Raw genomic sequence first — 22748 nt, forward strand, 5'->3', positions numbered from 1 at the left:
TTTGAGATGAATACACAGGATGTGATTGATATTTTTAAAAAAGCAGATGCTATTCTGGAAGGGCATTTTATTTTAACATCAGGCCGCCATAGTGCTACATATATGCAGAAAGCAAAAGTATTCATGCATGCTGACTTAACAGAGAAGTTATGTTGTGGGTTAGCTGAAAAAATCAAAAAAACTGTTGAGGAAAGCATTGATTATGTAGTTGGTCCTGCGATTGGTGGTCTCATCCCTTCGTATGAAACCGCGCGTCACCTTGGTGTTCCTTCTCTTTGGGTAGAGCGTGTCAATGGTGTATTTGAGTTGCGTCGTTTTGAAATCAAGAAGGGTGCAAAGGTTGTGATAGTTGAAGATATCGTGACAACGGGTCTTTCGATTCGTGAGACTGTTGAAGCTCTGATCGCAGCGGGAGCAGATGTGCTTGCAAGTGCATGTATTCTGGACCGCTCTGGTGGTAAAGCCGATGTAGGGGTTCCTCTGATTGCGCTTGCTGAATATGAGATAGCATCTTATGCTAGTGATGCACTTCCTGCTGAACTTTCTATGCTTCCAGCGATTAAGCCAGGAAGCAGAAATATTTAATTGTTTGTTTTTGATGTAAGAACTTGGAGAAATTAATTTGAACCATAAGAATTATTTCGTTTTCACCAAATATATATTGAGAATCATATGCTTTTTCGTCGTCGAGAGCCAATAGCCTTTATAAAGCGTGTGCGACTTTGGTTATGGCCACGTCGTTCATTTTCCCGCACATTTTGCTACATACATAAGCGTATTTTGCGTATATCAGCGACACCGCATAAAGTTGCATTAGGGTTTGCTATCGGTATTTTTTTAGCTTGTTCGCCTCTCTTTGGGATGCATATTATTTTAGCAATATTTTTTTCCTGGATTTTTCGTGGAAATTTTGCAGCAGCCATTATTGGTACGCTTTTTTCTAATCCACTCACATTTTTGTTGATTGTTATGGCCGATTATAAAGTAGGCTATTTTTGTTTATCGCTTTTTAGCAATATAAATGAGATTTCTCTTTCTCAAATTCGCCTTCTGTTTAATGGCTTGACATTGTCAAATATATCTCTGCTTTTTAAAGGAGCGTGGGATTTGATCATGAGGCCGATGATTTTAGGTGGTACCCTTTTGGGTTTTATTTTTGGTACTTTATCTTATGTAGGCGTTTACAGAGCAATTACTCGCTTTCAACAAAAGCGGTATCAAAAAATTATAAAGAAAAAGCGTTTATGGCAAGAAAATTAGGGTGATGTCTTATGATTATTGGTCTTGGAAATGACCTTATTGATATAAGGCGTATTGAGAGAATGCTGATTCGTTATGGTGATCGTTTTGTTCAACGTATTTTTACCGATATTGAACAAAATAAATCTAATAGTCTCAAAGAAAGATCTTCTTCTTATGCTAAAAGATTTGCTGCCAAAGAAGCATGTGCTAAGGCTTTAGGGACGGGGATTGCTTGTGGTGTGGGTTGGAAAGACATGGGAGTAGTTAATTTACCATCCGGCAAGCCAAGCATGGAATTAACAGATCGTGCGCAAATGCAATTACAAAAGTTATTGCCTCCTCGTTACGAAGCTATTATTCACCTTAGTATAACGGATGATTTTCCTTGGGCCCAGGCATTTGTTATTATCGAAGCGCTTCTGCGTGAATAGATATTGTGAGAGATTGTACTTTTGTTATTTGAGCATTATGATAAAGAGTGAATTATGTCTGTGATGGGAAGGTTATCTGTAATGATCCAGAAAAAGAAAATGCATAAAAAAGAAGGAAAAGGCGGAATTCTTGAATTTATTTTTGTTTTAATACAAGCTTTGTTTTTAGCAGCGTTTATTCGTACATTTTTTTTTCAACCTTTTACTATCCCTTCTGGTTCTATGCGCCCTACTTTGTTAGTGGGAGATTATTTATTTGTTTCTAAGTATGCGTATGGGTATTCTCATTTTTCCATACCTTTTTCTCCCCCTATTTTTTCTGGGCGTATTTGGGCGTCTCAGCCTCAGCGCGGGGATGTCGTGGTTTTTCGTTTACCGAGTAATCCAGATATTGATTATATAAAACGTGTTGTTGGGCTACCGGGTGATCGTATACAAGTTCGTCAAAGTGTTCTTTATATTAATGATGAGGCTGTTTCACGCCATTTTATGGGGAAGATTGATAATTCCGATATAACAGAAGTTAACTATCCTGTTGATGTTTATCGCGAGACAATGTCCAACGGTGTTAGCTATGATACACTTGATTTGGCGTTTATCCCGCAGGTTGATGATACAAAAGTTTTTGAAGTTCCATCAGGGCATTATTTTATGATGGGTGATAACCGTGATAATTCGGACGATAGTCGTTTGGATGTAGGTTATGTTCCGGAGGAAAATCTTATTGGTCGAGCAAGTTTGATTTTTTTCTCTATGAGGAATGGTTCAAGTGCTTGGCAGGTTTGGCGTTGGCCATTTGATGTACGCTGGAAACGTTTGTTTTCTTTTATTAATACTGTTCATGATTTGCCGCTTAGTAAGCAGGAGATCAACGATGAATCGTCCAGTGATTGATCAGCTTGAAAGATTGACAGGGCATCATTTTGCAGACGAAGGGAGATTAAAAAAGGCATTAACACATTCTAGTGTACAGGATTCGGAACAAGGAAATTATGAGCGTTTAGAATTTCTAGGTGATAGGGTTCTAGGGCTTGTGATTGCGAAGATGTTGTATCAATTATTTCCACAAGCAAGTGAAGGTGAGTTATCTGTACGTTTAAACGGTTTGGTGAATGCGCAGACATGTGCTGATATTGCGCTAGAGATAGGTTTGCCCGATATGATACATGTTGGCTTTGAGATGAGAAGCTTAAAGAGGCGTCGTCTTACGAATATATACGCTGATGTGATAGAGTCTTTGATTGCTGTAATATATCTTGATGGAGGCTTGGAAAGCGTTTGCCCTTTTATTGAGAAATATTGGCAAAGTCGCGCAAAGAAGATGGATGCTGCTCGGCGTGATGCTAAGACAGAGTTGCAGGAATGGGCGCATGTACAAGGTGGTGTACAACCACATTATCGGGTTATAAAACGTTCCGGCCCAGATCATGATCCTGTTTTTATGGTAGAGGTGAGCATTTTGGGGTTTGCGTCGGAGATTGGACAAGGAAATTCTAAACGGTGTGCTGAAAGAATGGCAGCTGAGAAAATTTTACGACGAGAAGGCATTTGGGAAACAATAGGAAAAAATGGTCATGAATGACGTGATCAAAACGCGTTCTGGTTTTGTAGTGCTTATTGGAATGCCTAATGCTGGCAAATCTACATTAGTTAATCAGTTAGTAGGAACGAAGGTTTCAATTGTAACACATAAGGTACAAACGACTCGAACTGTAATTCGTGGTATTGTCATTCATGATGATGCACAAATTGTGTTGGTTGATACACCAGGAGTTTTTCGTCCACATAAGCAGTTAGAACGTGCTATGGTATCTGCTGCTTGGGGAATCGCTAAGAGTTCTGATGTTCTTTTAGTTTTGATTGATGCTAAGAGTGGTCTTTCTGATGAAGTTTGTGGGATGCTAGATATTGTAAAAAAGATTAAACAGGATAAAATTCTTATTCTTAATAAAATTGATACAGTTGCTAAATCATCTCTTCTAGCATTAACCGCCAAAATTAATGAGCGTATGGAGTTTTTGCAAACATTTATGATTTCCGCTCTAAATGGTTCTGGTTGTCAGGATTTGCTTTGTGCACTTAGTAGAATGATGCAAAAGGGACCGTGGCATTATCCAGAAGATCAAGTTTCAGATATGCCTATGCGTCAGCTTGCTGCCGAAATTACACGTGAAAAGCTTTTTTTTCGCCTTCATAATGAACTTCCTTATTTTTCAACAGTCGAAACAGAAAGCTGGGAAGAGTGCTTAGATGGTTCGGTTAAAATCCACCAAGTCATTTACGTAGGGCGTGATAGTCAGAAAAAAATTGTTTTAGGAGCAAAAGGCGATACAATTAAAGCGATTGGTCAAGCAGCACGTAAGGAATTAATGGAAATTATGGATCAGAAGGTTCATCTTTTTCTATTTGTAAAAGTGCGTGATAATTGGGATACTGATCCAGAGCGTTACCGAGAAATGAGATTGGATTTTTTAAAATAAAATGAAATGGAAAGAACAAGCCATTATCCTTGGTACCCGTCAATATGGTGAAACAAGTGTTATTCTTGAAATTATGACACGTCAGCACGGCCGTTATATGGGAGTTGTGAAAGGAGGGCGTTCGCGTCGTATGGCAGCTCTTCTTCAACCTGGGAATTTTGTTGAGGCTGAATGGTGGGCACGTTTAGATGAACATTTAGGACTTTTTCGGCTTGAAGCACTTGATTTGCATGCAGCGCGGTTAATACTCTTACCTGAAGCTCTTTATGCTTTGCAGTTGATAGCTTTTTATTTGCGTCTTCTTCCTGAGCGTGATCCACATCCCATTTTATACGATATTTTACACCTTTTTATGCAGAATTTTTGTGAGCCGTTTGTAAATGCGGAATTACTTGTCCGCTTTGAAATGCGGTTACTTGAAGAGCTTGGCCTTGGCCTTGATTTATCTCATTGTGTTGTAACAGGGCGCCGAGAAAGACTTTGTTATGTATCACCAAAATCGGGGCGAGCTGTATGTGAAGAAGCGGGGCGTCCTTGGAAAGAAAAACTCCTAACTCTACCACAGTTTCTTGTGCAAAGAACTACACGTCCTGCAGATTTTAGTGACATAATAAATGGTTTAATTCTAACAGGTTTCTTTTTAATGCGTCATGTTTTGGAGCCACGGGATATAAAACAGCCATCTATGCGTGTGAATTTAATACAATTGTTTGAACGACGATTTCGTATGCAAGCATTAATTTGTTAATTTTATAACTAGTGAATAGAATATAAAGATGAGAATCTTAAAAACAATTGCTGAGGTACGTCAGTGTGTCGCAAAAGAACGACATCTAGGATTTTCAATTGCTTTGGTTCCTACTATGGGCGCATTACATGATGGTCACCTCGCATTAGTACAGAGAGCAAAGGCAATGTGTGACCGAATATTGGTTTCTATTTTTGTCAATCCAAAGCAATTTGGCTCCCATGAAGATTTTGATAAATATCCGAGAGATTTAATGGGAGATTGTGCTTTGTTGGAAAAAGCAGGTGTTGAGTATGTTTTTGCACCTTCTGTTGAAGAAATGTGGCCATCAGGAAATAATACAATCGTTAAGGTAGAAAAATTGTCGAGTATTTTAATGGGGAGATTACGTCCAGGACATTTTTGTGGGGTGACAAGCGTTGTAGCTAAGCTTTTTAATATTGTTCAGCCAGATAAAGCTTTTTTTGGGGAAAAGGATTTTCAACAAATTTTAATTATTCGGCGTATGGTTGAAGATTTAGCTTTTCCTATTGAAATTATTGGAGTGCCTATTTTACGCGAAACAGATGGCGTAGCGTGTTCTTCGCGTAATCAGTTTTTAACATTAGAAGATCGCAAAGCTGCAAAAATTATTCCTAAAAGTGGTAAAGCTGCTGAAAAGCTTTATCACCAAGGTGAACGGTCGGTTAACAAATTATGCAAAATTGTTTGCAATACTTTACAGCAAGAATCGCGCGCAATCATTGAAGCGATAGATTTACGGGATATGGAAACTTTATGTGTTGTTAAAGGAAAATTAGATAAACCTGCAGTTTTACTCCTCACTGTCCGTTTTGGTACAGTGAGGCTTATTGATCAATATATATTGCAAGAGAAAGCTAAAAATGAGTCTACAAAATAAAATCGTGAAGCGTATAACTTCTTCTGAAATACGATCAAGAAAAGGACAACAGCCGATTGTCTCTTTAACGGCTTATCAGGCATATACCGCGCAGATTGCTGATCCATATTGCGATTTTCTTTTGGTTGGTGATAGCGTTGGTATGGTTGTGTATGGTTTTGAGACAACGATTCCTGTTAATTTAGATATGATGATTTTGCATGGGCAAGCTGTTATGCGTGGCTCTAAGAGAGCTCTTGTAGTTGTTGATATGCCTTTTGGTTCTTATGAAGAAAGTCCTGAACAGGCTTTTTCGAATGCATCGCGTATTCTTGTGGAAACAGAATGTGGTGCAGTTAAGCTTGAAGGTGGTGCTTATATGGCTGAAACAATTGACTTTTTGTGTAAACGCGGCATTCCAGTTATGGGGCATATCGGACTTACTCCACAGGCGGTAAATCTTTTTGGTGGTTTTAAGACACAAGGGCGAAACGAAAGTGATTGGCAAAGGATTTTGGCCGATGGGGTAGCTATTGAAGAGGCTGGTGCTTTTGCTGTTGTTGTGGAAGGGGTTGTTGAGCCCTTAGCGGTGAAGCTTACACAAGAACTTTCTATTCCTACTATTGGTATTGGAGCGTCCAATCAGTGTGATGGACAAGTGTTGGTTATGGAAGATATGTTAGGCTATGGTGCACATGTGCCTAAATTTGTACGTCGTTATGGTGCTCTTAAACAGGCCATGGAGACTGCGGTCAAAAATTATGCAGAGGATGTTACATCACGTGCTTTTCCATCTGATGCAGAAGTTTATAAACTGAAATAAATCCAGTCTTCTGTGCAAAGCTTGATGAGAGAGCATTTATTAGGAAGTTCTGATAATTAATATGCGTTATATGGAAGTAGGAGTTATAGAGCATCAAATATTCATAGGGTAATGAGTGAAATAAGGAGAAATTTATTCTTTTGAGAGTGCATTAGAGCAGGTATTAACGGAAGAAGATGATATTCTAATACATTCATTTTTAAAATTGAAGTTGTAAAATATGAGTGATATAAGGAGCATATTATTACGACCTTTGAGTATCAAGCTCATTAAAACGCCTTAAAAAAGCATTTTCTATTTGTTGTGTAGAATTTGGTTGTAAATTGAGCTCATCGCATAAAATGTTATTTGGAGAGCCAAAATAGTAAAGGGCTTCTTCGATATTAAATCCAGCAAGTGTTATAGATTCGTAAAATGCGGCAATACGGTTGGCTTGTTTAATTTTTTTTAAGAGTATTTTAGACGGGTTAACGGGGAGAGAAAAGCGCAGATGGATAGCATCTTGTATACGTTTTTCGATGAGCTCATATTGTTTTCCTATGACAGCCTTAAAGGGTGAAATCATATCACCAATGACATATTCTGGTGCGTCATGAAGAAGGGAACAAAGGCAGTCATTTTTACATGATTGGGGAAACAGCTTTTGAAATATTTGTTCTACTAAAAGTGAATGTTGCGCTACAGAATAGGCATGTTCTCCTCGTGTTTGACCGTTCCAGCGTGCGACGCGGGAAAGTCCATGAGCAATATCTTCAATTTCAACATCAAAAGGAGAAGGGTTTAGCAGATCAAGTTTTCGGCCAGAAAGCATTCTTTGCCAAGCCCGTGCTTCTCCATTCTGTGATAAGTCAGCTTTAGCCATTAGTTCATTTCCACTGTGCTTTCAGGAAAGGTAAAATTCATATTTTCAGCAATATTTATTGTGACTGGAGCATTTTTTACTGTAAATGAGCTATTATTATTCATAGCATCTTTTACGTGGTCAATACGCATTAAAGCTAGAGCTTCGTTTGCAGCGCATGTTCCCAAGTAACCAAGTACTTTTGTTCCTGCTTCAACGCTAGAGCCTGGAGTTAATTTATACTGACTTTTTACAACTAAAATACGACGACGCGCTATGCGTCTATGATGGATTCGTGAAACAATTTCTTGTCCGATATAACAACCTTTGTTAAATGCTAGTCCATTGATTTGATCATAATTAATATCATGGGGAAAGACTTTCCCTATTTCATAGTCTTGATCGCTTTCTGCAATTGCATAACGGACACGTAGTCTATTCCAATTGTCATGACATTCTGCAACAGAAAAGGGTGTTTTTCCATAGATTCGTGTTATTTTTTCTTTTTTGGGAAATCTCTTATCGAGAAAAATTGAATCAGAGTTCAACGTATCTAATTCATTATGCCAAGAAACTGTAACAAGTTCTTGTAATGGTTTTGTAATTTCTACTTTTTTATGCAATTTATAGAGGAGGAGGCGCTTGTAGAAGGTCTCAGCTAAAGATTCAACAATATCAATCAGATAATTATTGTTTCTTTTGCAGATAAGGAAATCAGCGATAACTTTTCCTTGTGGAGATAAAAGAGCTCCAGGGAAAATTTCTTGTGGGTTGATTTTTGTCACATCTGTCGTAATAAGCACCTGCAGAAAATCTGTTGCTTCTTCACCGGTAACTTTAATAATTTTACGGTTTTGAAGAAGAATGCCATTCTGTTTTTCAATCATGGTTCTTGCCTTTCTGCCCAAAGTTACATAATCGATAAAAAAATGATACGTAAGGAGTGCGGCTATGTTTAAGACATTTGATGCAATTTTTAAAGGTGCAACAGTCGTGAATCATGATGGAAGTAGTAAGCGTGATATTGGTGTTACAAATGGCCGTATTGCTGAAATTGGTGATCTTACACGTGCATCTGCTGGTGAAGTGATTGATTGTACAGGACTGCATATTTTACCAGGGATTATCGATAGTCAAGTTCATTTTCGTGAGCCGGGAAATGAACATAAAGAAGATTTAGAAAGTGGCTCGTATTCTGCAGTGTTAGGAGGGGTTACGACGGTGTTTGAAATGCCTAATACTAACCCATTAACTACATCAGAAGAAGCATTATCTGATAAAGTGAAACGCGGGTTTCATCGGATGCATTGTGATTTTGCATTTTGGGTTGGAGGAACGCGTGAAAATACACGTGAATTGGCTGAGTTAGAAAAACTTCCTGGTGTTGCTGGAATTAAAGTATTCATGGGGTCTTCTACTGGTGATCTTTTGGTAGATGATGATGAAAGTGTACGTCTTATTTTGAAAAACACACGCCGTCGTGTGGCTTTTCACTCTGAAGATGAGGCAAGGCTCAATGAACGTAAAATATTGTGTATTGAAGGAGATGCATCATCGCATCCGGTTTGGCGTGACGAGGTTGCAGCATTAAAATGTACGCAACGCTTGGTAAAAATTGCGCATGAAATGAAAGCGCGCATTCATGTTTTACATTTGTCTACTGCGGAAGAAATTAATTTTCTAAAAAAACACAAAGACGTGGCAACAATTGAAGTTACGCAGCATCATTTGACTTTAAGTGCTGAGGATTATAAGCGTTTGGGTACATTGATGCAAATGAACCCACCGATCCGTGAGAGCTTACATCATGAATCTCTTTGGTATGGCGTTCAGCAAGGTATTGTTGATGTTTTAGGTTCTGACCACGCTCCTCATACTTTGGAAGAAAAGCTACAACCTTATCCTGCTTCACCTTCAGGGATGACGGGTGTACAGACAACAGTAGCAATTATGTTGACACATGTAAATGCAGGAAAGATATCTCTTGAACGTTTTGTTGATCTCACATCGCATGGTCCTAGCCGCATTTTTGGGATAAGCTGTAAAGGGCGCCTTGCGGTTGGATATGATGCTGATTTGACCATTGTTGATCTTAAACGTGAAGAAATTATTACAAATGCATTGATTGGTTCGCGCGCGGGTTGGACACCGTATGATGGCAAAAAGGTTAAAGGTTGGCCTGTCGGAACCATTATTCGTGGTATGCGTGTTATGTGGGAAGGTGACATTGTTACACCTTCGCAAGGTGAGACTGTTAAATTTATAGAAGTTTTGGCGTAATCAGATAAATTTAATGAGTTTTATAGCGTGATTTTCTTACATACAGAAGGCGCTCATGGTGATTTTATTGTGCGAAAATAAAAATGTTTCGAGGGCCTATTCTGCAAAAATATGTGTGTAAAGGGTCGCTTATTGAGAGCATTTTCACTACTATAATTCAAACTGAGCAATTGGCCACTTTTGTGTAGGTTACTTATGATAATGTATAAGAAAGTTTTTTGATAATGATTTTCCTTCTTTAATATATCTTTTATTTGCTTCAATTGCTGATTGTGTACAATGATGATAATTTTCTGCGAAAGAACGATATGCTTCATTAAATGCTTCGTAAAAATAAGCACGTCTTTGTAGAGTTGGTTGTTCTGCTTCAATCAATGCGGTCATATAGTCATACCACTGGTTTGTAGGGGTGCTACAAAGATTTTGTAGGTAGTGTAGAGATCCTAAAATTTCTGCTAGTCGCAGTAATTTTGTCTCATAGGGAGGAGATTGTTGCGCTAAGGTTGGTGTTGAAGCTGAAAAAAAAGTTAAAAAAATGATATTTATCAATATATTATGCATTATTTCTCTTATTCCTTTTAAATAAATTTTTTTAATTTATAATTTCGGGTAAAATAGCTTGGTTGTAGAGCGCATATTATAAAGATAGGACAAAAATGGTTTTTGCATCATTACGAGTAATGAAATGTTATAAAATTTAGGGCATGCAATACAGTGAAAAAGCTATAATGATGATATCGAAGATTCTGACTAAGTTCTAAGTGATTAGAAATTTTAGACTTTTCTGTATATCATCTTTTTTCGTATAAATTTATGTTTTATAGTGCACCGCGGATTTTCTTCTGAGACAGTTTTCTTCTAAAAAATATGGTCTTTATTGATAGCATACTATTCTCCAATCAAATGAAATGGATCATTTTTATGAAAAATGATGGGGAGAGCCCAAAAAATGGGGCAGTTATGAGAATTTTACATAAGATACAAAGGTTTTAATTTAAACCGCATGATGCATATTTTAGTAAGATTTACCTTGAAGAGCGGTGGGTAATATCGTTAGCGGAGTACAATTATGAGAGAGTTGCGATTTTATAATACGCTTACACGTAAAAAAGAAAATTTTATACCGATAGATGAGAAAAAAATACGTCTTTATGTTTGTGGTCCAACGGTTTACGATTATGCTCATATAGGTAATGCACGTCCTGTGATTGTATTTGATCTGTTGTTTCGCTTATTACGTTATGTCTATGGCAATGATCATGTTATATATGCACGTAATATTACAGATGTAGATGATAAGATTAATGCACGAGCAGCTTTTGAATATCCAAAGTTAACACTTAACGATGCTATTCGCCAATTAACTGAGCGCACGTATTCTCAATTTCAACAAGATACAATAGCGCTTGGTTGTTTATTGCCAACTAGTCAGCCGCGTGCAACTGATCACTTAGAGGAGATGCGCTCTTTGATTGAGAGGTTGCTTGAAAAGGGGCATGCTTACAAAGCGGATAATCATGTATTATTTTCTGTCAGCAGCATAAAGAGTCATCCTCATTATGGTGCATTTGCAAAGCGTTCCTTAGATGAAATGAGAGCTGGTGCTCGTGTTGATGTTGCTACTTATAAAAGGGAGGAGATGGACTTTGTTTTGTGGAAACCCTCTATGGAGGGGGAACCAGGTTGGGTGTCACCAGCAGGAATTTCTGTATTGGGTCGCCCGGGTTGGCATATTGAATGTTCTGCAATGTCAATGGCAAAACTATTAGAGCCCTATGGTGGTGGTTTGACCTGTGAGGATCCTACAGCAAATATTTTCGATATACATGGTGGTGGTATTGATTTGATTTTTCCCCACCATGAAAATGAAATTGCACAAAGTTGTTCAGCTTTTGGAACTGAGCGGATGGCCAATCTTTGGATGCATAACGGTTTTTTGCAAGTTGAAGGCAAAAAGATGTCTAAAAGCATTGGTAATTTCATTACTGTTCGTTCTGTTTTAGAGAATAATTTTTTTGAGGTTAATGATGCTTTAAAAGATGAGATGAAGCAAAATTGGGCGGGTTTGTCTGCACGTTTTTCGATGTTACAAACGCATTATCGTGAGCCGTTAAATTGGACAGCTCAACGTTTAGCGCAGTCTAGTAAGGAACTGTATCGTTGGTATGAATTGCTGCGTTGTGAAAGGAGTTGTGTGGAGAAAAATGAAGCTTGTGATGACTCTTTGATAAAAGCACTAAGTGATGATCTTAATACTCCGAATGCATTTGCTCTTTTGCGAAAATTTTATAAAATAGGGGATGCTGTATCTCTTGCAAATGGGATGGGTTTATTTGGACTATTGCGGCAGGAATGGATTAGAGAGGCAGATTGTCCATTGTTTATGAAGCAAGTTCCTCTCGATTCAAAATTTATTGATCAATGTGTTGCAGAGAGGCTACGGCTTATCGATAATAAAGAGTGGGCAGCTGCAGATGCAATTCGTGACAAGCTTGCAGCCGAAGGGATTATTTTAAAAGATAAAAAAGACCTACAGACTGGTAAGCGTATAACTATGTGGGAAGTAAAGTAGTTATATTTTTGTATTTCAGCAGCTTTCAAAAAAGGAAGAAGCTGGTGGAATTTTATAAAATTATGGATATGTCGTACTTAAGCTAGCTGTAGATCTTGTTACTATCCTATTTAATTTTAACAACAATCAGTTGTGGCAGTCTTAGTAAAATGGCATGAATTAATTTGGTAAGCAATTTTGTAATGGGGGTATTCTGTAGGGCGTTATTCCTAATTCGAATATTAGCCGGTGTTCAATTATTGGTTGTCTTGTACATTTAGCAAGATTTGGTCATATCTCTTAATTTTTGCAGGTTATTCAGTTTTTTATTGTCTTGTTGCACGAAAAAATGTCGCATTGGTTTTGAATGGTATACTCTAAGTGGGGGAGATAAGGAGTTTTAGCATAGGCAATAAATTATTTGATTAAAATGTTATAAATTTAAGGTTTTAGCTTACATGAAGCAGATTTTTTTTATTTAGAAAACAACAGCGATTGTTCTATCTTTAGAAGGAAGAAGGCAAAGAGTTTATTATTTTAAGCACAACGAAGTTTTCGATAAGGAGCTTAAAAAATTTGGTAAATAAAATATGGTTTCAAGCATAATTGATACAGAAATATGCAAAGGTTAAAAATTTATTTGCAACCAAAAGATATAGTCGTATGGATCAAAATAATAAACTTTATAAGGGATTATTTCTTGTTCCTTTTTTAAAAAAAGTCTATTTAAAAAACTAATACGCTTCGTTTACAGAGAATGTATAAAAAAGTAATATAACCTGTAAATGACAATAGGGAAAATATTGTAATATCTGTTGAGTGGATGATAAAAAAGTAAGAGCTTTATGAAACAGGATAAAATAATCAAAACTGTATCGTCAGATACAGGGGGTGCTTTGCACACACTTTGTAGGTTATGGCCTTATATGTGGCCGGTAGAGCGGCGTGATCTAAAAGTACGAGTTATATGGGCAATATTTTATCTTGTTTTAGCTAAACTAATTCTCTTATCTGTACCGTATTTTTTTAAATATGCTACAGATGGGCTTGATCTCAGCTCTCAACCATTTGTGTGGGGTCCATCCAGTTATATTGTTCCTATCGTGCTCGTTTTGGCATATAACGTTGTGCGTATTCTGCAATCTGCATTAAATCAGTTACGTGATTATCTATTTGCAACCGTTGGTCAACATGCTATTCACAAGTTAGCCTATAAGACTTTTGTACATATTCATGGGTTGTCTTTGCGATTTCATTTAGAAAAGCAAATTGGTGGGCTTTCTCGTGTGATTGAGCGTGGCACGAAGGGAATTGAAGATATTGTTAGGTTTTCAATTCTTAATACAGTTCCAACGATTTTAGAGTTTGTTTTAACAGCGTTTGTTTTTTACATAAGCTATGGATGGTATTATTTTTTCATAGTTGTAGTAATGGTTGGTTTATATATTTTATTCACAATCAAAGCGAGTGATTGGCGCATTCGTATTCGGCAAGAAATGAATATGGCAGATACTGAGGCTAATACTCGTGCTGTTGATTCTCTTTTGAATTTTGAAACAGTCAAATATTTTTGCAATGAAAATCTGGAAGCGCGTCGCTTCGATTATTCTATGACCAGTTATGAAAAAGCAGCAACGAAAATTTGGACATCATTAAGCTGGCTTAATTTTGGTCAAGCGCTCATTTTCGGTATTGGGATGGCTATTCTGATGTTGATGTCAGCTTACGAGGTATTGCATAAGACACAGACTTTGGGGGATTTTGTTTTTATTAATGCGCTTTTAATACAGTTTTCCATTCCACTAAATTTTATTGGTTCAATATATCGTGACGTTCGGCAAGGTTTGACTGATGTTGAATCTATGTTTGATCTTTTGGATGTTAAGCAGGAAATAGCTGATAAATCAGATGCTGAACCTTTAAAGGTGAGCCACGCTACCATTCGGTTTAATCAGGTTAAATTTTCCTATGATTCGACTCGCCAGATTCTTAAAGGTATTGATTTTGAGGTTCCTGGAGGAAAAACGGTTGCCATTGTCGGTCCATCAGGTGCTGGTAAATCGACTATTTCTCGATTACTGTTTCGTTTTTACGATGTTGATGCGGGTTCTATCACAATTGATGAACAAGACATCCGTGATGTAACGCAAAAAAGTTTACGTGAAGCTATCGGCACGGTACCACAGGACACAGTGTTATTTAATGATACAATTGCATATAACATTTTATACGGGCGTCCAAATGCTACAGATGAAGAAATGCGTAATGCTGCTGATGTAGCACAGATATCAAAATTTATTGATATGCTTCCAGAAGGTTTTCAATCTATAGTAGGTGAGCGTGGACTCAAACTTTCAGGTGGTGAAAAACAACGTGTAGCTATTGCACGGACATTATTAAAGGCTCCTCCACTTCTTATTCTGGATGAAGCAACCGCAGCTCTTGATATGGCGACGGAACAAGAAATTCAACAAGCATTAGATATCGTAAGCCGTGGGCGTACAACATTGATAATTGCTCACCGCCTTTCTACTGTTATAAATGCTGATGAAATTTTGGTTCTCAAAAATGGACGTATTATTGAAAATGGGACACATGCAGAGCTTTTAAGTAAGAAAGGTTTATACGCTTCAATGTGGAATAAGCAACTTGAAGTATCGCAAGCCGAAGAAAAATTACGTAAAATGCGTGAAGAAGATGAGATGGGTGTTGTTAATCGTAAAAAATAAATTAGCATAAATAGAATCTATAACCTCATATAGATGTTGATTAAGTGTAAAAAGGGCAAGAGGGAACAAAAAAATTTATTATATGTTTAAGTTATATTATGAATAGGAAATTATATGAATATTTTACAATCTGTCCATAATAGCTTTGTACCCATTCATAAAGAAGGTTATCCTTTTATTGTGGCGTTTTTTGTCATTTCGCTCATTCTTGGTTGGGTATGGGGTCCGTTGTTTTGGTGTGGTCTTGTTCTCACTGTATGGTGCATATATTTTTTTCGTGATCCAGACCGCGTAATACCATTGAATCCAAATTGGATTATATCGCCTGCTGATGGGCGTATCTCATTCGTTGAGCCGTGTGTTCCACCTGAAGAATTAGGATTGGGTAAAGAAGAAATGGTTCGTATTTCCGTATTTATGAATATTTTTTCATGCCATATCAACCGTATTCCTATAAGTGGTACAGTAGAATCTATAATTTATCGTCCAGGCCGATTTCTTAATGCTGAGTTTGATAAAGCTAGCCAATTTAACGAACGTAATGGGATCGTAATTGACAGCAAACATGGTAAAATTGGTGTAGTTCAGATAGCTGGGATGCTTGCTCGCCGGATTGTTTGTTGGTCAAAAGAAAATGATTCAGTTATTCGAGGAGAACGATTTGGATTGATTCGTTTTGGTTCTCGTCTTGATATTTATATACCAACTGAAGTGAAATTGCGTGTTGCAGTTGGTCAGATAGCAATTGCTGGAGAAACAGTTTTAGGTTCTTTCGATGATAAGGCTGTTACAACTGATTTTAGATTTGATTAGGATAAACAATGAGAAATTTTTCGCTGTTTTCTTCATTTAATCCTGAAGAACACTATGAAGATGTTGTAAATCGGCGGCGTTCACCTACATCGATGCGGTATATTATTCCCAATATTATCACTATTTTGGCGATTTGTGCAGGCATGAGCAGCATTCGTTTAGCTTTTGAATATCGCTATGAGGCAGCTATTTTAATGGTGCTGTTGGCAGCAATTCTGGACGGTGTTGATGGGCGTATCGCTCGTTTGGTGGATGGAAGTTCATCTTTTGGAGCTCAAATGGATTCTCTTGCCGATGTTATTAATTTTGGTGTTGCACCTGCATTTATTGTTTATTCTTTTATTTTGAGTCAGGCTCACCAAGTTGGTTGGATTGCGGCGCTTGTTTATTGTGTTGCTTGTTGTTTGCGGTTAGCTCGTTTTAACGTTATGTTAGACAACACGGATGTACCAAAATGGCAGGAAAATTATTTTGTCGGTGTTCCTGCACCAGCAGGGGCATTATTGCTTTTATTGCCTATTTATTTAGGGGCTCTTGGTTTGAGACAAAGTTGGAGCTGGGCATTATTTTTTAGTCTTTATACGGTAATTATTGCTTTTCTTTTAGTTAGTCGTTTGCCGGTATGGAATGCGAAAACAATTGATCAAAATTTAAGGCGTGATATTGTTATACCGTGTATGTTGGTTATTGTTATTTACGTAGGTTTTCTTGCGACTTACACGTGGTACACTTTATTGATCACGGCTGTTGGTTATATGATTTTTTTACCTTGTAGTTTTGTGGCTTATAATAGACGGGTTTCTTTGGAAGAAAAAAAAGAAAATATGAGGGATATCCAAGAGTGATAGATTTTTAAATTTTACATTTAGCTTTTGCAAAACAGAGCAAAAAAATATAAAGGATCTTGACTCATATTGCCATTTTCTATGGCTATTATCAATCAGGTACACGATAATCCATAAACCGGTTTTTACGGACATTAAAGAGTTTTCCTGTTTCTTTTAATGTAGGTGATAGTAAGTGTACTATCTTTTCTGCAACTTCTTGTGGTGAAGGTAGAGTCTGAGGGTCCTCATTAGGCATAGCTTGCTCACGCATAGCAGTGCGTGTTGCGCCTGGATTAACACAATTAATCTTGATATGGGTTTGTTTTAGTTCCTCTGCCCAGCAGCGAGCAATAATTTCTAAAGCAGCTTTAGAGGCTGCATAAGGTCCCCAAAAAGCGCGCGCAAGGTGAGCAACACTTGAGGAGAGTAGAATAACTCGTCCAGCATCAGATTTACGCAATAAGGGTTCAACGATTTTCATTAGACGCCATTGGCTGATGAGATTTATTTGTAAAACATCTTCGAATACTGTGTTTTCGATATGAGTTATTGGTGCTAGTGTTCCGAGGATTCCTGCATTTGCGACCAGAATATCGAGTTTATTCCAGTTCTCTGCAATAGAAGTACCCAGGGTATCAATATCTTCTATATGATGTAAGTCTAGTGGAACGAGGGTTGCGGAAGCACCTTTTTTTCGAATTTGGGTATTAAGTTCGGTTAATCCACTTATTGTTCTTGCAACAGCAATAATATGAGCACCACGTGCCGCGAGTTCTAATGATAAATAATAGCCAATTCCTCTTGATGCTCCGGTAACAAGTGCAACACGATCAAAGAGACTAAAATCAAATTTTTTCATTAATTAATCTCTTGTTTTAAGGACAGATGATTGATGAATTTTAAGGATATTTTCCTGGTCAACCAGATGTGTAGGATAACGTCCAGTAAAATAATGATCAGTGAATTGTGGATCAGCATTATTTCGTTTTTGTCCCGCTACAGCTAGGTATAGACCGTCTGTTGAAAGAAACTCTAATGAATCAGCACCAACAAAATTGCACATAGATTTTAGGTCTGGATATTGATTAGCTAAAAGGCTTTCAGCTTTAGGTGTATCAATACCATAAAAATCGGGGTAGAAAATCATAGGACTAGAAATGCGCATATGAACTTCTTTTGCTCCTGCTTCTCTAAGCATTCGAACAATTTTTACGGATGTTGTTCCTCGTACAATAGAGTCATCGACCAGAATGACGCGCTTTCCTTCAATGATCGGGCGATTTGCAGAATGCTTTAATTTAACACCAAAAGCACGAATTTGTTGTGTCGGTTCGATAAAAGTACGCCCAACATAGTGATTACGGATAATACCAAGCTCAAAGGGAATTCCAATTTCTTGTGCGTAGCCAATTGCGGCAGGTGTTCCACCGTCAGGAACGGGAACTACGACATCACCTTTACAGGGGGCTTCCCGTGCTAGATGGATCCCCATATTTTTCCGTACCATATAAACATTACGTCCTCCGACAATTGAATCGGGACGGGCAAAATAAACATATTCAAAAAGGCAAAGTTTTTCTGGTTGCTCTATTTCTGGTTTTATAATTTTTTTAGTAATTTCCCCATTTTTTTGTATTTCGCATATGATAATTTCTCCATTTTTAACATCGCGAATGTATTTTGCTCCAATGATATCGAGTGCACAAGTTTCAGAGCAAAAGATTGGTTTACCATCAAGTTCACCCATTACAAGCGGTCGAATACCTGTTGGATCGCGGGCAGCAATAAGTTTAGTTCGTGTGAGTGCTAGCATGGCATATCCGCCTTCGACTTGCCGAATAGCATCAACAAAACGATCAGATGATGATTCATAACGTGAACGAGCAATAAGATGGAGAAAAACTTCGGAATCTGATGTTGATTGGCAAATGGCGCCGGAGGAAATAAGTTCACGACGCAAAGTAAGACCATTTGTGAGATTTCCGTTATGAGCAATAGCAATACCCCCAGCTTTTAGTTCAGCAAAAAGGGGCTGCACATTGCGTAATGCGACTTCTCCAGTTGTTGAATAACGGGTATGGCCTATAGCACGATTACCCGGTAAACGAGAAAGCGTTGCAGGGTTTGTATAATGGTCACCTACAAGACCTAAATGTTTTTCTTGATGAAACATCTGATTATGATAGGAAACAATTCCAGCTGCTTCTTGTCCACGATGTTGAAGTGCATGGAGACCGAGAGCTGTTAATGTTGCTGCATCTTCGTGTCCAAGAATACCAAAAACTCCACATTCTTCATGAAGAGTATCATCATCTAAAGAAAACTCGTGACAGGAAACATCGCTTTTTATCATCATGTTCTTTCGGTTGTGATATGAGGAGTGATTTATACTATATTTCAAATGTTGTTTGAAATTATCTGCTCATAGTGAGCTATTTTCTTTTTTTCTAATTACCTTTTTAGGAGTGTGTTTCTCCTGTGTATTTGTGTGGTTTCTTTTGAAAACTTTTTCTGCCTTTTCAAGAACAGTATCGAGGTCTTTTGGAAGTATTGTCCAAACTTTTTGTCCCAATGAATCTAATATGGGTTTTGTTGTTGCATTTTTTAACCAGTTGGCTTGGTTCTCTGGTTTAATAAGGGCATTAACAAGTAACATGCCAATGACCATGATGAATAAACCACGAAGCGCTCCAAAAATAAAACCAATAGTACGGTCAAAAACACCAATTCGACTATCAATAATAAAATCAGATATTTTCATCGTAATAATTGAAGCAATAATGAGAACGATAATAAAAATTGTGACCAACGTTGTGATTATGGCAATCAGTTTATTAGAGAGATATTGCTCGAAGAAGGGTAATATAGGCTTGAATAAAAAAAATGTAGAAACAGCTGCGATCGCCCAAGAAACCAATGAGAGCACCTCGCGTGAAAACCCTCGGAGCATAGCAAGAAAAGCAGACAACAGAATGATTACTATGACAATTCCATCAAGAACCGTTATGCTCATTTTTTTGTTTCCTTATACATAAAGTCGTGTTGTTTTAAGTTTGCACACAAATATGTTTCTGGTTATGCCATTTTTTATTCTTATAGCAAGAACCTTTTGTATTTTGTAGAGTTTTTTCTGTATTCATTGTTTATGTGACATAGACCATTTTTTACCTGCGGTAATGGAGGAAACTAACTCAAGAAGGTCTGTGAGTGTTTTTTGTTCAAAAGTTAGTGACTTCATCATTTCGGTTGTTGTTGTGGGTTGAACAGCTCCGTGAAAGCCAAGTTTTTTTGCTTCATTGATGCGCTGTGCTGAATGTGCAACAGCGCGGATAGATCCTGAAAGGCTGATTTCACCAAAATATACATAATCCGTTGGTAGAGGGATGTTTGCAAGAGAGGATATCAAAGCTGCTGCAACAGCTAAATCTGCAGCGGGCTCTGATATGCGATATCCGCCTGCAATGTTAAGATAGACATCATGTTGTCCAAAACGAATGCCACAATGGGCTTCTAGGACAGCGAGAATCATTGAAAGGCGGTTTCCATCCCATCCCACAACAGCTCGTCGTGGTGTTCCTAATGAAGAGGGAGCGACGAGTGCTTGAATTTCTACTAATATTGGGCGGGTTCCTTCCATTCCTGCAAAAACGGCAGCTCCTGGTGCTTCTTTATTTCGTTCACCTAAAAAAAGTTCAGATGGATTGATTACCTCTCGCAACCCCTTATCAGACATTTCAAAGACACCAATTTCATCAGTTGGTCCGAAACGGTTTTTGACAGTTCTAAGGATTCGATAATGATGCCCACCTTCACCTTCAAAATAGAGAACAGCATCGACCATATGTTCAATAACTCGGGGGCCAGCAATTTGTCCATCTTTTGTAACATGACCGACAAGAATAACAGCCGCGCCTGTTTTTTTTGCGAAGCGTATCATTGCTTGAGCACTGATACGCACTTGTGTGATGGTTCCTGGTGCTGAATCAGCTGCATCTGACCATAGAGTTTGAATGGAATCGATAATAACCATATCGAGGTTTTCATGCTCGTTTAAGGTTGCAATAATATCTTCAATATTAGTTTCAGCGGCGAGCTTAACTGCTGTGTTGGCAGCTCCAAGCCTTTGAGCACGTAAACAAATTTGTGCTACAGCTTCTTCACCTGAAATGTAGATAATATGATGTCCTTTTCTTGATAAAGTAGCTGCTGTTTGTGTTAGCAATGTTGACTTACCAATGCCTGGATCACCGCCAATCAGTAATGCTGATCCACGGACAAAGCCTCCACCGGTAACACGATCAAGTTCAGCTATGCCAGAATGGATTCGTGGAGCATCTTCAATATCTCCAGAAAGAGATGTTAGTGTGACAATACGTCCCTTACGGATATTTTGCGTAGGACTACTACCAATACCGTTATTTATACTTTCTTCGATAAGAGAATTCCATTTGCCACAAGAATTACATTTCCCAGCCCAACGTGAATAGATGCTTCCACAATTTTGGCAAATAAATTGAATACGGTTGCGTGCCATGATGATTTAACCAATTTGTTCTGGAAGATAATTGCTGTCTGCCAGATCGCTAAAGCGTGTGAAATCAGACTGAAAGGCAAGATGAACTGTTCCTGTTGGTCCATGGCGTTGTTTTGCGACAATAATGTCAGCTTTCCCAAAAGCTTCATCCATTGAATTTTGCCATTCTGTATATCCAAGAGTGCCTATCTTCGGTTCTTCATTTTTGAGGTAATAGTCTTCACGGTACACAAAAAGAACGATGTCGGCGTCTTGCTCAATTGAACCAGATTCCCGTAAATCTGCAAGTTGCGGTCGTTTATCTGTTCGATTTTCAACTTGGCGCGAAAGCTGTGAAAGGGCAATAATAGGGATATTAAGTTCTTTAGCTAATGCTTTTAATCCTGTGGTAATTTCTGTAATCTCTTGAACACGATTTTCAGACGAACGTTTCGAACCGCTCGTCATTAACTGGATATAGTCAATAATCAAGATATCCAAACCATGTTGTCGCTTGAGACGACGTGCACGTGCAGCTAGTTGTGTGATTGATATACCACCAGTTTGATCTATATAAATCGGCGCTTTTTGTAAGCGATTCATTACACGGATTATTTTTGAAAATTGTTCTTCTGAAATATTTCCCCGGCGAATATCAGAAGAAGAAACTTCTGTTTGCTCTGAAATAATACGGGTCGCGAGTTGTTCTGATGACATTTCAAGCGAAAAAAATCCGACGATACCTCCCTCATTTTCTTCTTGTTTTTTAATATTACGGTTGTAAGCATTAGCAATATTAAAGGCAATATTGGTAGCAAGTGATGTTTTACCCATACCAGGGCGCCCAGCGAGGATAATTAAGTCAGATGGTTGTAACCCCCCCATTTTCTCGTCAAGTGTTTTAATGTGAGTAGCTATCCCCGACAACCGTGAAGAACGTTTTTTAGCAGCATTTGCCATGTCAACAGCTTTTTTGACTGCTTCACTGAAATTTTCAAATCCTCCCCCATATTTTCCCTTTTCTGCTAATTGAAACAGTTGTTGTTCTACAGTTTCAATTTGTTGGGATGGTGTAAGTTCTATAGGACTATCAGAGGCCGTGTTAACAATTTGAGTTCCAAGATTAATCAAGGATCGTCTGATAAAAAGATCATAGATAACTCGTCCATAATCTTCAGCATTAATAATTGTTATTGCTTCTGTTGTTAAACGAACAACGTAATTGTATACACTAATATCCCCAATTTTTTCGTCAGCTGAAATAAAGGGCTTGATGGTAATGGGATCTGCCACTTTTCCTTTTTCGATAATGCGAGATGAAATATCATAGATTTTTTGATGTAATGGCTCAAAAAAATGTATAGGTTTCAAAAAATCGGAAACACGATCGAGAGCATCATTATTTATGAGAAGTGCTCCAAGTAATGCTTGTTCAGCTTCAATATTATGCGGGAGTTGTTGAAAAGAAGGGGACTCTTCTTTTGGTGAAGAACTGACATTGATAACGTTTGTTTCTTCCATAACAGTATTTTCCACTAGAATTTCATGTTTAGCTATTTTAGGTAATAAATCAAACACTCTACATAAAAA

22 protein-coding genes are annotated in these 22748 nt (G+C 37.8%); 14 read left to right on the top strand and 8 right to left on the bottom strand.

The window, feature by feature from the left end:
• Positions 1–6: 6 nt before the first annotated feature.
• From pyrE to panB, 9 genes are all read left to right on the top strand, one after another.
• Complete coding sequence (gene pyrE, locus WCP76_RS02355; protein ID WP_336294096.1) at positions 7–585, top strand: orotate phosphoribosyltransferase; 579 nt, start codon at positions 7–9, stop codon at positions 583–585.
• An 87-nt stretch (positions 586–672) separates the two neighbouring features.
• Positions 673–1260 carry a DUF2062 domain-containing protein gene (locus WCP76_RS02360; RefSeq protein WP_336294097.1) on the top strand — a complete coding sequence of 196 codons (588 nt, stop codon included), beginning with the start codon at positions 673–675 and terminating at the stop codon, positions 1258–1260.
• Between the two features lie 11 nt (positions 1261–1271).
• A complete protein-coding gene (acpS, locus tag WCP76_RS02365; protein ID WP_336294098.1) occupies positions 1272–1673 on the top strand; it encodes a holo-ACP synthase in 402 nt (133 codons plus the stop codon).
• Between the two features lie 81 nt (positions 1674–1754).
• On the top strand, positions 1755–2567 hold the full coding sequence (gene lepB, locus WCP76_RS02370) for a signal peptidase I (RefSeq protein WP_336294182.1): 813 nt from the start codon (positions 1755–1757) through the stop codon (positions 2565–2567).
• Positions 2548–3255 carry a ribonuclease III gene (gene rnc, locus WCP76_RS02375; RefSeq protein ID WP_336294099.1) on the top strand — a complete coding sequence of 236 codons (708 nt, stop codon included), beginning with the start codon at positions 2548–2550 and terminating at the stop codon, positions 3253–3255. Before lepB ends, rnc begins: the two co-directional genes overlap by 20 nt.
• Positions 3248–4153, top strand: coding sequence for a GTPase Era (gene era / locus WCP76_RS02380; RefSeq protein ID WP_336294100.1), 906 nt, complete (start codon positions 3248–3250; stop codon positions 4151–4153). Before rnc ends, era begins: the two co-directional genes overlap by 8 nt.
• 1 nt (position 4154) lies before the next feature.
• Entirely contained in the window at positions 4155–4901 is a 747-nt protein-coding gene (gene recO / locus WCP76_RS02385) for a DNA repair protein RecO (RefSeq protein ID WP_336294101.1), read from the top strand.
• A 28-nt stretch (positions 4902–4929) separates the two neighbouring features.
• Positions 4930–5802: a pantoate--beta-alanine ligase gene (gene panC / locus WCP76_RS02390; RefSeq protein ID WP_336294102.1), complete on the top strand. Its 873-nt coding sequence runs from the start codon at positions 4930–4932 to the stop codon at positions 5800–5802.
• On the top strand, positions 5786–6604 hold the full coding sequence (gene panB / locus WCP76_RS02395; RefSeq protein WP_336294103.1) for a 3-methyl-2-oxobutanoate hydroxymethyltransferase: 819 nt from the start codon (positions 5786–5788) through the stop codon (positions 6602–6604). Before panC ends, panB begins: the two co-directional genes overlap by 17 nt.
• Before the next feature lie 244 nt (positions 6605–6848).
• On the opposite strand, the gene WCP76_RS02400 is transcribed toward panB, so the two are convergent.
• Positions 6849–7466 (bottom strand): YfbR-like 5'-deoxynucleotidase, encoded by a 618-nt coding sequence (locus WCP76_RS02400; RefSeq protein ID WP_336294104.1) that lies wholly within the window; start codon positions 7464–7466, stop codon positions 6849–6851.
• Complete coding sequence (gene ygfZ, locus WCP76_RS02405; protein ID WP_336294105.1) at positions 7466–8332, bottom strand: CAF17-like 4Fe-4S cluster assembly/insertion protein YgfZ; 867 nt, start codon at positions 8330–8332, stop codon at positions 7466–7468. Before ygfZ ends, WCP76_RS02400 begins: the two co-directional genes overlap by 1 nt.
• A gap of 64 nt (positions 8333–8396) precedes the next feature.
• Between ygfZ and WCP76_RS02410 the strand changes: the two genes are divergently transcribed.
• Positions 8397–9725: a dihydroorotase gene (locus tag WCP76_RS02410; RefSeq protein WP_336294106.1), complete on the top strand. Its 1329-nt coding sequence runs from the start codon at positions 8397–8399 to the stop codon at positions 9723–9725.
• Positions 9726–9914: 189 nt separating this feature from the next.
• On the opposite strand, the gene WCP76_RS02415 is transcribed toward WCP76_RS02410, so the two are convergent.
• The gene (locus tag WCP76_RS02415) at positions 9915–10286 is read right to left on the bottom strand and encodes a TIGR02301 family protein (RefSeq protein WP_336294107.1); all 372 of its coding nucleotides are present in this window, start codon (positions 10284–10286) and stop codon (positions 9915–9917) included.
• Between the two features lie 508 nt (positions 10287–10794).
• Here WCP76_RS02415 and cysS point away from each other — a divergent pair.
• From cysS to pssA, 4 genes are all read left to right on the top strand, one after another.
• On the top strand, positions 10795–12297 hold the full coding sequence (gene cysS / locus WCP76_RS02420) for a cysteine--tRNA ligase (protein ID WP_336294108.1): 1503 nt from the start codon (positions 10795–10797) through the stop codon (positions 12295–12297).
• A gap of 824 nt (positions 12298–13121) precedes the next feature.
• Positions 13122–15005 (top strand): ABCB family ABC transporter ATP-binding protein/permease, encoded by a 1884-nt coding sequence (locus tag WCP76_RS02425; protein ID WP_336294109.1) that lies wholly within the window; start codon positions 13122–13124, stop codon positions 15003–15005.
• Between the two features lie 114 nt (positions 15006–15119).
• On the top strand, positions 15120–15818 hold the full coding sequence (locus WCP76_RS02430) for a phosphatidylserine decarboxylase (protein ID WP_336294110.1): 699 nt from the start codon (positions 15120–15122) through the stop codon (positions 15816–15818).
• A gap of 8 nt (positions 15819–15826) precedes the next feature.
• Entirely contained in the window at positions 15827–16663 is an 837-nt protein-coding gene (gene pssA, locus WCP76_RS02435; protein ID WP_336294111.1) for a CDP-diacylglycerol--serine O-phosphatidyltransferase, read from the top strand.
• A gap of 91 nt (positions 16664–16754) precedes the next feature.
• Here the strand turns inward: pssA and WCP76_RS02440 are convergent, their stop codons facing one another.
• From WCP76_RS02440 to WCP76_RS02460, 5 genes are all read right to left on the bottom strand, one after another.
• On the bottom strand, positions 16755–17504 hold the full coding sequence (locus WCP76_RS02440; RefSeq protein ID WP_336294112.1) for an SDR family NAD(P)-dependent oxidoreductase: 750 nt from the start codon (positions 17502–17504) through the stop codon (positions 16755–16757).
• A 3-nt stretch (positions 17505–17507) separates the two neighbouring features.
• A complete protein-coding gene (gene purF, locus WCP76_RS02445) occupies positions 17508–19001 on the bottom strand; it encodes an amidophosphoribosyltransferase (RefSeq protein WP_336294113.1) in 1494 nt (497 codons plus the stop codon).
• A 66-nt stretch (positions 19002–19067) separates the two neighbouring features.
• The gene (locus tag WCP76_RS02450; RefSeq protein ID WP_336294114.1) at positions 19068–19658 is read right to left on the bottom strand and encodes a CvpA family protein; all 591 of its coding nucleotides are present in this window, start codon (positions 19656–19658) and stop codon (positions 19068–19070) included.
• Between the two features lie 123 nt (positions 19659–19781).
• A complete protein-coding gene (gene radA / locus WCP76_RS02455) occupies positions 19782–21179 on the bottom strand; it encodes a DNA repair protein RadA (protein WP_336294115.1) in 1398 nt (465 codons plus the stop codon).
• A 6-nt stretch (positions 21180–21185) separates the two neighbouring features.
• Positions 21186–22679: a replicative DNA helicase gene (locus tag WCP76_RS02460; protein WP_336294183.1), complete on the bottom strand. Its 1494-nt coding sequence runs from the start codon at positions 22677–22679 to the stop codon at positions 21186–21188.
• Between the last annotated feature and the right edge of the window lie 69 nt (positions 22680–22748).

The sequence above is a fragment of the Bartonella vaga genome (assembly GCF_037070895.1).
Classification (GTDB): domain Bacteria; phylum Pseudomonadota; class Alphaproteobacteria; order Rhizobiales; family Rhizobiaceae; genus Bartonella.

What these genes read in the sequence shown, in the direction of transcription:
- recO (WP_336294101.1), top strand. Translation starts at nt 4,155, where the DNA reads ATGAAATGGAAAGAACAAGCCATTATCCTTGGTACCCGTCAATATGGT.
- cysS (WP_336294108.1), top strand. Translation starts at nt 10,795, where the DNA reads ATGAGAGAGTTGCGATTTTATAATACGCTTACACGTAAAAAAGAAAAT.
- acpS (WP_336294098.1), top strand. Translation starts at nt 1,272, where the DNA reads ATGATTATTGGTCTTGGAAATGACCTTATTGATATAAGGCGTATTGAG.
- lepB (WP_336294182.1), top strand. Translation starts at nt 1,755, where the DNA reads ATGATCCAGAAAAAGAAAATGCATAAAAAAGAAGGAAAAGGCGGAATT.
- WCP76_RS02400 (WP_336294104.1), bottom strand. Translation starts at nt 7,466, where the DNA reads ATGGCTAAAGCTGACTTATCACAGAATGGAGAAGCACGGGCTTGGCAA.
- WCP76_RS02440 (WP_336294112.1), bottom strand. Translation starts at nt 17,504, where the DNA reads ATGAAAAAATTTGATTTTAGTCTCTTTGATCGTGTTGCACTTGTTACC.
- purF (WP_336294113.1), bottom strand. Translation starts at nt 19,001, where the DNA reads ATGATGATAAAAAGCGATGTTTCCTGTCACGAGTTTTCTTTAGATGAT.
- WCP76_RS02430 (WP_336294110.1), top strand. Translation starts at nt 15,120, where the DNA reads ATGAATATTTTACAATCTGTCCATAATAGCTTTGTACCCATTCATAAA.
- WCP76_RS02460 (WP_336294183.1), bottom strand. Translation starts at nt 22,679, where the DNA reads ATGGAAGAAACAAACGTTATCAATGTCAGTTCTTCACCAAAAGAAGAG.
- pyrE (WP_336294096.1), top strand. Translation starts at nt 7, where the DNA reads ATGAATACACAGGATGTGATTGATATTTTTAAAAAAGCAGATGCTATT.
- era (WP_336294100.1), top strand. Translation starts at nt 3,248, where the DNA reads ATGAATGACGTGATCAAAACGCGTTCTGGTTTTGTAGTGCTTATTGGA.
- WCP76_RS02425 (WP_336294109.1), top strand. Translation starts at nt 13,122, where the DNA reads ATGAAACAGGATAAAATAATCAAAACTGTATCGTCAGATACAGGGGGT.
- rnc (WP_336294099.1), top strand. Translation starts at nt 2,548, where the DNA reads ATGAATCGTCCAGTGATTGATCAGCTTGAAAGATTGACAGGGCATCAT.
- ygfZ (WP_336294105.1), bottom strand. Translation starts at nt 8,332, where the DNA reads ATGATTGAAAAACAGAATGGCATTCTTCTTCAAAACCGTAAAATTATT.
- WCP76_RS02410 (WP_336294106.1), top strand. Translation starts at nt 8,397, where the DNA reads ATGTTTAAGACATTTGATGCAATTTTTAAAGGTGCAACAGTCGTGAAT.
- panB (WP_336294103.1), top strand. Translation starts at nt 5,786, where the DNA reads ATGAGTCTACAAAATAAAATCGTGAAGCGTATAACTTCTTCTGAAATA.
- panC (WP_336294102.1), top strand. Translation starts at nt 4,930, where the DNA reads ATGAGAATCTTAAAAACAATTGCTGAGGTACGTCAGTGTGTCGCAAAA.
- radA (WP_336294115.1), bottom strand. Translation starts at nt 21,179, where the DNA reads ATGGCACGCAACCGTATTCAATTTATTTGCCAAAATTGTGGAAGCATC.
- WCP76_RS02415 (WP_336294107.1), bottom strand. Translation starts at nt 10,286, where the DNA reads ATGCATAATATATTGATAAATATCATTTTTTTAACTTTTTTTTCAGCT.
- pssA (WP_336294111.1), top strand. Translation starts at nt 15,827, where the DNA reads ATGAGAAATTTTTCGCTGTTTTCTTCATTTAATCCTGAAGAACACTAT.
- WCP76_RS02450 (WP_336294114.1), bottom strand. Translation starts at nt 19,658, where the DNA reads ATGAGCATAACGGTTCTTGATGGAATTGTCATAGTAATCATTCTGTTG.
- WCP76_RS02360 (WP_336294097.1), top strand. Translation starts at nt 673, where the DNA reads ATGCTTTTTCGTCGTCGAGAGCCAATAGCCTTTATAAAGCGTGTGCGA.